General features: G+C 39.6%; 11 protein-coding genes. 4 read left to right on the top strand and 7 right to left on the bottom strand.

Annotated features, from left to right (window positions below; translation table 11 throughout):
- Positions 1-61 precede the first annotated feature (61 nt).
- A complete protein-coding gene (locus tag AAEZ22_RS05525) occupies positions 62-1,957 on the top strand; it encodes a putative nucleotidyltransferase substrate binding domain-containing protein (protein ID WP_011328114.1) in 1,896 nt (631 codons plus the stop codon).
- A 7-nt stretch (positions 1,958-1,964) separates the two neighbouring features.
- Positions 1,965-2,675, top strand: a complete 711-nt coding sequence (locus AAEZ22_RS05520; protein WP_011328115.1) for a 3'-5' exonuclease — start codon at positions 1,965-1,967, stop codon at positions 2,673-2,675.
- Positions 2,676-2,765: 90 nt separating this feature from the next.
- On the opposite strand, the gene AAEZ22_RS05515 is transcribed toward AAEZ22_RS05520, so the two are convergent.
- A complete protein-coding gene (locus AAEZ22_RS05515) occupies positions 2,766-4,346 on the bottom strand; it encodes a BCCT family transporter (protein WP_011328116.1) in 1,581 nt (526 codons plus the stop codon).
- Positions 4,347-4,842: 496 nt separating this feature from the next.
- Between AAEZ22_RS05515 and egtB the strand changes: the two genes are divergently transcribed.
- Together egtB and egtD are read left to right on the top strand one after the other, a co-directional pair.
- Positions 4,843-6,117 carry an ergothioneine biosynthesis protein EgtB gene (gene egtB, locus AAEZ22_RS05510; protein WP_192532039.1) on the top strand — a complete coding sequence of 425 codons (1,275 nt, stop codon included), beginning with the start codon at positions 4,843-4,845 and terminating at the stop codon, positions 6,115-6,117.
- A complete protein-coding gene (egtD, locus tag AAEZ22_RS05505) occupies positions 6,114-7,100 on the top strand; it encodes an L-histidine N(alpha)-methyltransferase (protein ID WP_192532038.1) in 987 nt (328 codons plus the stop codon). The genes egtB and egtD overlap by 4 nt, the downstream gene beginning before the upstream one ends.
- A 4-nt stretch (positions 7,101-7,104) precedes the next feature.
- Here egtD and AAEZ22_RS05500 read toward each other — a convergent pair whose 3' ends face one another.
- The 6 genes from AAEZ22_RS05500 to pxpB all read right to left on the bottom strand — a co-directional run bounded on the left by AAEZ22_RS05500 (position 7,105) and on the right by pxpB (position 12,140).
- Positions 7,105-7,944, bottom strand: coding sequence for a PhzF family phenazine biosynthesis isomerase (locus AAEZ22_RS05500; protein WP_193038530.1), 840 nt, complete (start codon positions 7,942-7,944; stop codon positions 7,105-7,107).
- Positions 7,928-9,601 carry an asparagine synthase B gene (gene asnB / locus AAEZ22_RS05495; RefSeq protein WP_086996100.1) on the bottom strand — a complete coding sequence of 558 codons (1,674 nt, stop codon included), beginning with the start codon at positions 9,599-9,601 and terminating at the stop codon, positions 7,928-7,930. The genes AAEZ22_RS05500 and asnB overlap by 17 nt, the downstream gene beginning before the upstream one ends.
- 157 nt (positions 9,602-9,758) lie before the next feature.
- Positions 9,759-10,427 carry a pyroglutamyl-peptidase I gene (pcp, locus tag AAEZ22_RS05490; protein ID WP_011328121.1) on the bottom strand — a complete coding sequence of 223 codons (669 nt, stop codon included), beginning with the start codon at positions 10,425-10,427 and terminating at the stop codon, positions 9,759-9,761.
- Positions 10,420-10,500 (bottom strand): hypothetical protein, encoded by an 81-nt coding sequence (locus AAEZ22_RS05485; RefSeq protein ID WP_303394021.1) that lies wholly within the window; start codon positions 10,498-10,500, stop codon positions 10,420-10,422. The genes pcp and AAEZ22_RS05485 overlap by 8 nt, the downstream gene beginning before the upstream one ends.
- A gap of 42 nt (positions 10,501-10,542) precedes the next feature.
- The gene (locus tag AAEZ22_RS05480) at positions 10,543-11,481 is read right to left on the bottom strand and encodes a 5-oxoprolinase subunit C family protein (RefSeq protein ID WP_011328122.1); all 939 of its coding nucleotides are present in this window, start codon (positions 11,479-11,481) and stop codon (positions 10,543-10,545) included.
- A complete protein-coding gene (pxpB, locus tag AAEZ22_RS05475) occupies positions 11,478-12,140 on the bottom strand; it encodes a 5-oxoprolinase subunit PxpB (RefSeq protein WP_192532036.1) in 663 nt (220 codons plus the stop codon). Before pxpB ends, AAEZ22_RS05480 begins: the two co-directional genes overlap by 4 nt.
- Between the last annotated feature and the right edge of the window lie 43 nt (positions 12,141-12,183).

Raw genomic sequence — 12,183 nt, 5'->3', positions numbered from 1 at the left:
AATACCAATTGCATTAAATTAGTATAAAACACATCATAATATCGCTATGTAGGAAGCAACTATGCAAGCCGAACAAATAGAAATAGCGCAGTTTTTAGCACAGCATCCCCCTTTTAACGATTTACCCATTAAAGCGCTTAACGAGCTGGCGCAACAAGTTGAAGTTGCTTACTTTAGAGCGCAAACAGAGATTTTACAGTTAGGCCAAGATATTGCCGACTTGTACGTTATAAGAAGCGGCTCGGTAGAAATGTATCGCCGTAATGGCGAGCTTTATAATCGTTTAGCCGTGGGTGGAATATTTGGCCAAATGGGCCTATTGATGAACCGCAAAGTGCGTTTTCCGGCCACTGCACTAGAAGACACATTGGTTTACTGCATTAATGTTGAACTGTTTAATCGTTATTGCGATGAGTTTGATGCATTTGCTGATTACTTTGAAACCGATGGCAATGTACGTTTGCACCAAGCTATTGTTGAGCAAGCCGACAGTAACGATTTAACGACAGCAAAAGTAAAGTCGCTTATTCATCGTGATGTAGTGACGGTATTAACCACTTCTACGGTGCAAGATGTTGCTAAATTAATGAGTGAAGAAGCGGTTTCATCAGTACTGGTTACAGATATAAATAAGCCCGTTAACGACGACCCGGAAGAGGATGATGGCCAAGTAGTTGGCATAATTACCGACCGAGATTTACGTAATAAAGTGGTTGCGCCAGGGTTGTCGTTTGATACTCAAGCACAGCATATTATGTCTACTAACTTAGTAATTTTAGATGCTAATGCCTACGTTTTCGAAGCTGTATTAGCTATGTTAAGAGACAGCCTGCATCATTTGCCGGTAGTGCAAAAACGCAGGCCGATTGGGGTAATATCACTGTCTGATATTTTACGTTACGAGTCGCAAAGTAGCTTGTTATTAGTGCGTGGTATTTTGGCCCAGCAATCAGTGGAAGACTTAACCCATTATGCCCGCCAGTTACCTAATGTATTTGTGCGTATGGTTAACGAAGATGCAAACTCTCATATGGTTGGTACAGCCATGGCAGTGATTGGCCGTACTTTTAAGCAAAGGTTATTAATATTAGCTGAAGAAAAGTATGGGCCAGCTCCCGTGCCTTATTGTTTTATTGCTTTAGGCTCCATGGCGCGCGATGAGCAACTTATAGTAACGGATCAAGATAATGCGCTTATTTTAGATGACAGTTACAACGATGAGTTACATAACGAGTACTTTCAAAACATTGCTGATTTTGTTTGTGATGGTTTAGCACAATGCGGCTACACCTATTGCGATGGCGAAATTATGGCGTCATTTAAAAAGTGGCGTAAAACTCGCTCTCAATGGTTTGAGCAATTTGCAGATTGGATAGCAAAACCAAAACCACAAACGTTATTACACAGCTCTATATTTTTTGATTTGGACGGCGTTTGGGGTAAAACAAAATGGGCCGATGAGCTCAAAGTCTTTGTTGCTAAACAAAGTAAAGCAAATAGGGTGTTTTTGGCAAATATGGCTGCTAATGCGCGTAATCGAACGCCGCCTCTTGGGTTCTTCAAAGGTTTTGTTTTAGAGCATAACGGCCAGCATAAGCACTCAATGAACTTAAAACGCCGTGGTACCGCACCACTTTCGGATGTTATACGGGTGCATGCATTAGCGATTGGTTCACGCAAACAAAACTCGTTTGACCGCCTTGAGGATATAATTGCCGCAAAAAGTTTACCCGAGGGTAAAGCACAAGATTTACGAGATGCGCTGGAGTATATAGCTATGATGCGAATTCGTCATCAAGCATTACAAATAGAGCAAGGTGAAGAGCCCGATAATAATTTAGATCCACATCAACTTTCACCGTTTGAGCAGCGTAATTTAAAAGAGGCATTTGCGATTCTTGAAAAAGCGCAAAACTATCTAAAATTTAGCTTTATTTCAAATACAAATGTGAAGTGATTTTTCTATGAGCAAGCAAAAGCAAGCAATAGTTGACTGGTCGCTTAGGTATCAGCAATTAGCAAATAGCAGTGAAAATGCCTTGTTACAGCAGTTTTATGCATCGGCTTTTAATCAGCCTGCTGCAGCAATAGCTGATGTGCCATTTGTAGCGATGGATTTTGAAACCACCGGCTTAGATAGCGAAGCAGATGACATAGTGAGTGTGGGTTTAGTGCCTTTTAACTTACAGCGAATATACTGCAAGCACAGCCGCCATTGGGTAGTACAACCGCGCAGAAACTTACATGAAGAATCAATAATCATTCATGGTATTACGCACTCAGAGGTTGATGATGCACCAGACTTTAATCGTATTATTGAGCCTTTGCTTGCCGCGCTAAGCGGTAAAGTCGTGGTGGTACATTATGCAGCAATTGAGCGGCCATTTTTAAATAATGCGTTGTTACTTAGGCTGCACGAAGGCATAGAGTTTGCGTTAGTTGACACTATGGATATTGAAAAAAGAGCATTAACAGCACGCCAGGGTTTAATAGGGCGGTTATTTAACTCTAAAATAGGCTCGTTGCGATTAAATGATTGTCGTAAGCGCTACTCACTTCCTGCGTATAATAACCATAATGCCCTAACTGATGCATTGGCCACAGCTGAGTTGTTACAAGCGCAGCTGAGTCATCATTATCGCTTAGATACGCCGATAGATGATTTGTGGATATAAACTTTATTTTATAGCTATAAAAAACGCCGCATAATTTGCGGCGTTTTTATTAGTACTTTTTATAATTACCAGTAAGGGTAGTAAGTACGGTTACTTTTTAGTACGAGGCTCAGTACGTAAGCCCAACAGTAAGCTTAAACACATAAACAACAATACAATAGTAAAAGGTAACCCGGCAGATATAGCGCCAGCTTGCAGCGCTTGTATAGCTTCAGTTCCACCTATCCAAAGTAGTGCGGCAGCTACCGCACCTTGGGTTACAGCCCAAAAGATACGTTGTGGTACAGGTGCATCAATTTTGCCACCAGCCGTGATCGAATCAATTACCAATGAACCAGAGTCCGATGACGTAATAAAAAACACCAATACTAAAATAATCGCTACAAACGATAAAATGTTAGACAAAGGTAATGCATCAAACATTTGGAACATAGCAAGTGGTACTTCAGTAAGGCCGTTAGTACCTAGCTCACCTACATTATTAACCACCTGATCAATAGCAATACCGCCGTATATAGACATCCATAAAATAGTAACAGCAGTAGGCACTAGTAATACCGCAATTAAAAATTCACGTATAGTACGACCACGAGAAACACGCGCAATAAACATACCTACAAACGGTGACCAGGAAATCCACCACGCCCAGTACGATACAGTCCAGCCATGCATCCAGGTTTCATCTTCACGACCATGAGGATTACTTAAGGGAATAATATTTTCTACATAGCCCATTATGGTAGTAGGAACATTACCTATAGCAACAGCAAAGCCAACTAAAAATACAAACACAAGTAAAACCAAGGCAATTAACATATTGGCATTACTAAGTACTTTTACTCCGCCATCAATCCCTCTAACTACCGAAATAATAGCTAAAAGTGAAACCCCAATAATAACTAAAATTTGTGAACCAACACCACCAGAGGTACCAAATACATGATCTATACCTGCAGAGGCTTGTTGTGCTCCTAACCCTAGTGAAGTTGCAAGACCAAAGAGTGTTGCAAGCACAGCTAAAATGTCGATAAGGTGGCCAGGCCATCCCCACGCTCTATCACCTAAAATAGGATAAAAAATAGAACGGATAGACAGTGGTAAGCCTTTGTTATAAGTAAAGAATGCAAGTGAAAGTGCGACAACTGCATAAATAGCCCACGGATGTAGACCCCAATGGAACATAGTTGCGCCCATTGCTAGTTTTGCTGCCTCTGGTGTATTAGGAGCTACATTTAAAGGTGTTTCAAACCAGCCAGTATAATAAGCAAGCGGTTCTGCAACACCCCAAAACATTAAGCCAATACCCATACCTGCAGCAAATAACATAGCTAACCATGAAAGGCGAGAGTGAGTAGGTACTGCATCATCTCCCCCTAAACGTATTTTACCGTAAGGCGATACAATAAGTGCTAAACAAAAAATAACGAAAAAGTTAGCAGCCCACATAAATAAGGCATCAAAGTTATTAATAATATCTGTTTTTATACTATCAAGTGCAGACTTAGCTGTTTGTGGATCGGTAACTAAAATAGCGATCAAAAAGATGACAATCAGACCAGCACTTATGCCGAAAACAGAGTTATGTATATCTAACCCCCATTTTTGTACGTTGTCTTGACCTACGGTATAGTCCGTACTATCAATACTATATTTGTCATGCTCTTCGCTCATGCAATACCTCATTTGTTGTTCTAACCCTGGATGTTACCCAGTGTCGTAATTAATTATATTAGTCTTGTAATTATATTAGTTTAAACACAAATAATTAGAAGACTAACTAATCTGATTTTTGATCATTAACTTTACTAGTGTATGAGTTAAATACTAAATGTAAATGATTTTGTATTTAGACTGCTGATATTATAGTCAAAATGATGATATTTGTTGCTTTTAAGTATAAAAAACAAACACTCTCTAACTTGTTAAATTAGTTTACTATTTACTAATACATATACGAGAACACTTATGAATCAGCGCATATTATCCGAAATCAGAATTATAAAAACACATAGGTAAATAATTACTGTCACGGAGTATGTAAATACTAATAAGCTGCTAATTAAAGGTGCCTAATATAAACGCCCCTTTAATCTAGGAATACTTAGTATTTGATTTAACATTAGGTTATATTTTAACAGTAAAGTAGTTAAAGGAGTAAATTGCGACTATGACTAATGATATTAAACATTTAGTTGGAAAAAATGAGCTTATTGAGCATTTTAAATCGGTACGTAAATATAGCCTATCACTCATTAGTGCGTTAAGTGCAGAAGACTGTCAATTACAAGCAATGGCCGACGTAAGCCCAAGTAAATGGCATCTTGCGCATACCAGTTGGTTTTTTGAAACATTTTTACTTGGCATTCATAGCCGTAATTACAAAGTATTTAACCCTGAGTTTAAAATATTATTTAATTCTTACTACAACGGAATTGGTGAGCAATTTAAGCGGGGCAACAGAGGCAGCCTATCGAGGCCGAGTCTTGATGACGTAATAGCATACAGACGATATATTGATGAAGCTGTTATAAGCGTGTTAAATACTGCAATAACCCCAGAAATAGAGCAAATAATTACTCTTGGCCTAAATCACGAGCAACAACACCAAGAGCTAATGTTGATGGATATTAAGTATAACTTTTCTATTAACCCAATATTTCCTGCGTACCAATCACTAAAGCCAACTCAAGTACCAAACCAGCAATCCAGTGCCGCTATAAAGTTTATAAACTTTGACCAAGCAATTATAAATATAGGGAGCAATGCTGAAAACCAATTTGCCTACGATAACGAACAACCTAAGCACTCTGTGCTGGTTCATCCATTTAGCTTTGCTAATAGATTAGTGACTAATGCAGAGTATTTAGGCTTTATTAATAGCTCAGGCTATAGCAACCCGCAACATTGGCTAAGTGACGGCTGGGCACATATACAGGCTAATAATTTAACACAGCCATTGTATTGGCATTATATAAACGGGGAGTGGTTTGAGTTTACCCATTACGGATTATTACCCCTTAACTTAGCCGCGCCGGTTTGTCATGTTAGTTATTATGAGGCCAGCGCTTATGCAAGTTTTGTTAATGCACGCCTGCCCACAGAGTTTGAATGGGAATATGCAGCCCAGCAACACGCACCAAGTAATACAGCGCACACGTCACTTTTATTGCCAAATATGGCCGATAGTAGCGCTGCTATTGGGCAGCTTACAGATAGCTGCTGGCAATGGACAAACAGTGCTTATTTACCTTACCCAGGTTTTAAGCCAATTGCAGGCGTGGCAGGAGAGTACAATGGTAAGTTTATGAGCAATCAAATGGTATTACGTGGCGGTTGCGTGTTAACTCCTGCTAATCATTTACGTACAACCTACAGAAACTTTTATTATCCCCATCAAGCCTGGATGTGTAGTGGTATAAGACTCGCTAAGGATAAAACATGAGCCAAATGACAACAATAAAGCAGTGCAGTATAAATACCTCTATAAGCAACTGTGAGTTTTTAACAGATGTAATAAGTGGCTTAACCCAGCAACAAAAATCACTCCCCTGTAAATATTTTTATGACGACAAGGGGGCTGCATTATTTGAGCAAATAACAAGGCTGCAAGAGTATTACGTAACCCGTACTGAGCTGGCTATTTTAGAAAGGTACTCAAAAGAGATTGCACAAATCCTACCTGAAAGCTTATCAATAATAGAACCCGGTTGTGGTTCAGGCAAAAAAATTGCCCACTTATTAGCTCATATGAGCAAAGTAAAAACGTTTGTACCGTTCGAAATATCTACAGAAATGCTTAACTATTCATTAGCGCATTTATCGCCATTATTCCCTGAACTGGTTATTGCTCCGTTATTAGGCGACTTTACCGATAGCGCAATGGTTAAACAGCTTATTAAAGAAACCGCCCTCGATAGCCAAACTAATTTAGTGTATTTCCCGGGCTCCACCTTAGGTAATTTTAACACGCTTAAAGCCATTGAAATAATGAGAAACTTTCAGCATTTATGTGGTGTAAATGGCTATGTTTTAATCGGGATTGACTTGGTAAAACAGCGCCAAGTACTGTTAGATGCATACGACGATAAACTCGGTGTAACCGCTGCATTTAATAAAAACTTATTACAACGAATCAATGACGAACTAAATGGATCATTTAACTTAGCCAATTTTAACCATGAATCACGTTATAACGAGCAGCATAACCGCATAGAAATGCACTTAGTGAGCCTTTGCGAGCAAACAGTGATAATTAATAACCAACAAATTAATTTTAAACAAGATGAAAGTATTCATACCGAAAATTCTCATAAGTACACCCTAGAATCGTTTAAACAGCTTGCGGCACAAGCTAATTTAAGTTTAGAGCAAACATGGCAAGACGATAATAATTACTTTGCCTTATGCCTATTAAGGCCGCTATAAATTATTAGTAAATAACAACTTGGCCGTTGTTAAGTTTATAGTTTAACAACGCGCCATTAGGCGATTGCTGTATAAGCGTAACTTTATTTAAACCGTATAGTCTAAATAATAATGGCGCAATAACCGATACTGCTGAACCCGTTGCGGTATCTTCGTTTACACCAAACTGCGGGGCAAAGTATCTAAAATGTGCAGTGGCATTTTGTGCTTGAGTATTTTGTACTGTTAGCGCAATAACCGCATTTTTATGCAGGTGACTTAGGGCATTAAAATCAACTTGTAAGCATGTTAAATCGTCTTGTGCATTGAACAATAACAAGGTGTAACCGTTTTTATTGGCACTGCTGTACGCGGCTTTTATTGATAATGAAAATACTTGCTGTAATTTACAGTAGCAGGGGGATTTTATCGACTCAATACTTGCTAATACCAACTGAGTTTGTTGCCTGTTAATTTTTATTTTAAAACGCTCATTACAGCTTGTAATAAATACCTGTGGGCAATAAGAAAAATAATGAAGTAAAAAGTTAGCTGCAGCCAAAGTGCCATGCCCACAGCGCTTAATTTCACTTGTTTGGTTAAACCAGCGAATTTTACAATAAGGTTTAGTTATCTCATTTTGATTTAAAAATACAGTCGCAGGATGATTCGATTTTGACGCAATATATTGCATTAATTTAGAGGTTAAGCCATTTTTATAAATAATAATTAAAGCACTTGAACCGGCTAAGTTAGCTGTGTGGTTATTAAAAACAGCTTGGGACGATGCGAGTGTTATAAAGCGGCACACAAGCCATGCAGGCTTGTGTGGCGCTAAACAAATTCGCTTAGCTTTTGCTAGCATACGCATCGTTATGAATGAGCGCGGCACGTCCAGAAGGGTCAGCATTATTTTGAAACGACGCATCCCATGCCAGCGCTTCGGGCGTAGAGCACGCTACCGATTTGCCATAAGGCACACATTTAGCGGCGGCATCACCAGGAAAGTGAGATTCAAAAATAGCGCGGTAATAATATGCTTCTTTAGAATCGGGGGTATTTATAGGGTATTTAAACTTTGCATTGGCAAGCTCTTGATCGCTCACTTGCTCGTTTACAAACACTTTTAAGGTATCAATCCAGTTATATCCTACACCGTCTGAAAACTGCTCTTTTTGACGCCATAATACTTCCTCTGGTAAATAATCTGCAAAGCCTTCGCGTAAAATATGCTTTTCTATTTTTCCCTCTGTACACATTTTAGCTTGTGGGTTAATACGCATTGCCACATCCACAAACTCTTTATCTAAAAATGGTACGCGTGCTTCAACTCCCCATGCTGCCATCGATTTATTGGCACGTAGGCAATCAAACATATGCAGTTTAGATACTTTACGGTTAAGCTCTTCATGAAACTCTTGTGCATTCGGCGCTTTATGAAAATACAAATAGCCACCAAACAGTTCATCTGCTCCTTCGCCCGATAGCACCATTTTAATACCCATGGCTTTAATTTGTCGGGCCATTAAATACATAGGTGTAGAGGCACGAATAGTGGTTACATCGTATGTTTCTATGTGATAAATCACTTCGCGCAGGGCATCTATACCTTGCTCAATAGTAAATATAATAGGGTGATGAATAGTGCCTATCATATCGGCTACTTTTTTAGCCGCGGCTAAATCAGGTGAGCCCTCAAGGCCAACAGAAAAAGAATGCAATTTAGGCCACCATGCATCGCTTTCGTCGTTATCTTCAATTCGTTTTGCCGCAAAACGCTGGGTTATAGCCGATATAAGCGACGAATCTAAGCCACCAGAGAGTAATACGCCATAAGGCACGTCGCACATAAGCTGGCGTTTAACGGCAGCCTCTAGTGCGCTTTTCACATCTTCGGCCTTTGCGCTGTTATTTTTAACGGCGTCAAAGCTTTGCCAATCGCGTTTGTAATACGCTTTAAGCTCGCCATCTTTACTGCTTAGGTAATGCCCAGGCGGAAATTCTTCAATGTGCTTACAAATTGGTGAAAGGGCTTTTAGCTCTGAAGCTACGTAAAAGTTACCGTGTTCATCGTGACCGGTGTAAAGCGGAATAATACCAATATGATCGCGGCCAATAAGGTAACTGTCATTTTCTTCATCGTATAAACAAAATGCAAAAATGCCATTTAAATCATCTAAAAAGTCGGCACCTTTTTGTTTGTAAAGCGCTAAAATAACTTCGCAGTCAGATTCTGTTTGAAAGGTAAAATCGGTGGTTAAATTTGCCGCTAATTCTTTATGATTATAAATTTCACCGTTTACCGCTAAAATATGTGTTTTTTCTGGATTATATAAAGGCTGTGCACCGCTAGAAACCCCTACAATAGCTAGGCGTTCATGTACTAAAATTGCTTTTTTCGATGCATAAACACCCGACCAATCAGGGCCGCGGTGCCTTAATAACTTCGACATTTCGATGGCTTGCGTACGCAACTGTACGGGATCAGATTTTATATCTAACACCCCAAAAATTGAACACATAGACTACCCCTCATTCTTGTTTTTATGTGTATTGCAGAGCAAAAAAACTCTGCGACTCACCTTTGTTTTAGCAGAATTAATAACGTAAGTCACACCGCATTTACAAAATAATAAGAATAATTTATGCACCAACATAGCTCGTATTGCACCAAAATGATTAATGTGTGGTGCCGGCTGCTATTTTTACATCGCGCTCATTGCTCAAAGCTTCAGCTATCATTACTTTTAGCGCATTTATTACCACTTCTTCACTCATGCTTGGTGCGCCATTATGGTGCACTGCTTGGCTTGGTAAATAAGGAATATGAATAAAGCCGCCTTTCATTTTTGTATAGTTTTCGTTTATATAATGCAGCAAACCATACATCACATGGTTACACACATAAGTACCGGCAGTATTAGAAATGGCCGCAGGAATATCACTTTCATGTAAGGCGCTTAGCATACGTTTTATTGGTAAATTGCTAAAATAAGCATCGGGGCCATTTTTTGCAATTGGGGTATCAATAGGTTGCTTACCGGCATTATCTTTAATGCGAGCGTCATCTATATTAATCGCAATACGCTCTATAGATATTTCGCTACGTCCACCAGCTTGGCCAACACATAAAACTATCGCCGGGTTATGGGCCTCTATCGCTTGGTGTAATTGCGCAATAGAGGTATTAAACTCACACGATAACTCAATAGCACATACTCTATGTTTCATTATTATATGGTCGTCGAGCTTTTGCACTGCTTGCCAAGAGGGGTTAATGGTTTCGCCATCAAAAGGAGTAAAACCGGTAATTAATACGCACGCCATAGGGTAAGTTGATTTAGTCATTGAACACCACGCTATACATTAAAACAATATTAACGGCGAGTAAGGTTACTGCCGTAGGAGTTTGTACTTTTATTACACTATGCTTCTATTTATATTTAAATCGAGCATAACCGTCCTATTTTTTATTATTGCTATTATTGAGTGCCAAACTGAGCTGATGTAAATGAGCATTTTGTTTATGTTGGGCTCTGTGTGCTTGCTCTAGGGTTACATATTCAAATTCTATATTATCGGCTGCTCTAAACTGTGCAAATTGATGTAAGTCAGCACTGATCACTGTACCTAGTAGCGGATAGCCGCCGGTAGTTTGGCCATCATTAAGTAATACTATGGGCTCTCCGTTGGGGGGCAATTGTATGCTCCCTGGGTTCACAGCCACAGAAGGTAATGAATGTGTGTGCATCAGATTATCTGTATTATTTACTAACCTTACGCCCATTCTATTACTGTTAGGGCTGGCTTTAAATTTACCCGAAGTAAAGCTATGCAAAAGTGTTTTACCTAATAACTTTGCGTGTGGGCTAGGGTGCAAGCGGATAATTTTACGTTGCGGTGGAGCAATAGCCCCCATTTTTATAAAAGGGCCATTAAAAGGCTTAATTGGAATGCAGTCACCACTGCTGAGTGCTTTGCCATCGAGCCCACCAAAGCATGCATTTAAATCAGTTGCTCGAGAGCCCATTATTAGTGGGCACTGCACGCCGTCTTTTACTGCAATATATGCTCTTAACCCCGCTCGTCCTGTGGCAAAGCTTAATACTTGTTTATTTTTAATAGCGTATGTCCAACCTGGGTAAATCGGCTGTTCATCAAGCTTTGCCTGTAAATCAGCGCCTTGGATGGCAATGACAGTATCGCAGTTAAATTCAAGCTCACATAAGCCCACAGTTACTTCAAGCACCGCATCGTTGTCGTTATTACCAAGGAGTCGATTAGCTATTAATTGTGCACAGGGGTCTAAGCTGCCAGCTTTACTTACTCCTAAATGACGATAGCCAATTCGGCCAAAATCTTGAATAGTGAGTTGTACGCCTGGTTTTAGTACTTTTATCATGCGCTTGCTCCTTGGTTTTTTAGCGCTACAAACTCAAGGGTATCGCCTGGTTGCATTAAGCAAGGTTGCGAATGAGAGCTATTAAATAATGTGGTATTGGTATGGCCAATAATATGCCAGCCACCGGGAGTGTCGCTAGGGTAAATACCGGTTTGGGCAGCGCCAATAGCCACCGCACCTTTAGGTACTTTAATGCGAGGCTCAGCGCGCCTTGGGGTATGTAGGCGTGTATCTAAACCATGTAAATAGGCAAATCCGGGCTGAAAGCCTAAAAACAAAACGTGATACTGAGCTTTGCTATGTATACTAATTACCTCATCAATACTTAAATTATGAAAGCGGGCTACATAAGCAAGATCTTCACCCTCGTATAGGGTCTCTATTAAATGGTGTTTACCAGTAAAAGTACTGCTTTTAAGCTCATCCCATAATAATGGTAATGCCTCTAGCCATTTAGTTAAGCCCGCCGATGACTTCAAATACAAAGTGAGGGAATTCATTCCTGCAACTAAGTCGGTAAACTCTGCGGTGTTTTTACAGTGCGCAGCTAAAGCCCAAATTTTTTTTTGTATAGTTAATACATTGTTTGCGTCTAAATGTGCTGCATCTATCAATAAGCTATTGTTACTAAGTGCATAAATTATAGGAGCCGAACTCATAAAACAAACCTGTTAATACAACATGTTTCAAAGCTAACATAGT

This window comes from Pseudoalteromonas sp. 20-MNA-CIBAN-0454, from assembly GCF_040308685.1.
GTDB lineage: Bacteria > Pseudomonadota > Gammaproteobacteria > Enterobacterales > Alteromonadaceae > Pseudoalteromonas > Pseudoalteromonas nigrifaciens.
The sequence above is the reverse complement of the archived record's forward strand: the minus strand, read 5'-3'. Positions and strand labels throughout refer to the sequence as shown.

Bases quoted from the DNA above. Each gene is read 5' to 3' on its own strand.
- pcp (WP_011328121.1), bottom strand. From the start codon at position 10,427: ATGACTAAATCAACTTACCCTATGGCGTGCGTATTAATTACCGGTTTT.
- AAEZ22_RS05500 (WP_193038530.1), bottom strand. From the start codon at position 7,944: ATGCTAGCAAAAGCTAAGCGAATTTGTTTAGCGCCACACAAGCCTGCA.
- pxpB (WP_192532036.1), bottom strand. From the start codon at position 12,140: ATGAGTTCGGCTCCTATAATTTATGCACTTAGTAACAATAGCTTATTG.
- asnB (WP_086996100.1), bottom strand. From the start codon at position 9,601: ATGTGTTCAATTTTTGGGGTGTTAGATATAAAATCTGATCCCGTACAG.
- AAEZ22_RS05520 (WP_011328115.1), top strand. From the start codon at position 1,965: ATGAGCAAGCAAAAGCAAGCAATAGTTGACTGGTCGCTTAGGTATCAG.
- egtB (WP_192532039.1), top strand. From the start codon at position 4,843: ATGACTAATGATATTAAACATTTAGTTGGAAAAAATGAGCTTATTGAG.
- AAEZ22_RS05480 (WP_011328122.1), bottom strand. From the start codon at position 11,481: ATGATAAAAGTACTAAAACCAGGCGTACAACTCACTATTCAAGATTTT.
- AAEZ22_RS05515 (WP_011328116.1), bottom strand. From the start codon at position 4,346: ATGAGCGAAGAGCATGACAAATATAGTATTGATAGTACGGACTATACC.
- AAEZ22_RS05525 (WP_011328114.1), top strand. From the start codon at position 62: ATGCAAGCCGAACAAATAGAAATAGCGCAGTTTTTAGCACAGCATCCC.
- egtD (WP_192532038.1), top strand. From the start codon at position 6,114: ATGAGCCAAATGACAACAATAAAGCAGTGCAGTATAAATACCTCTATA.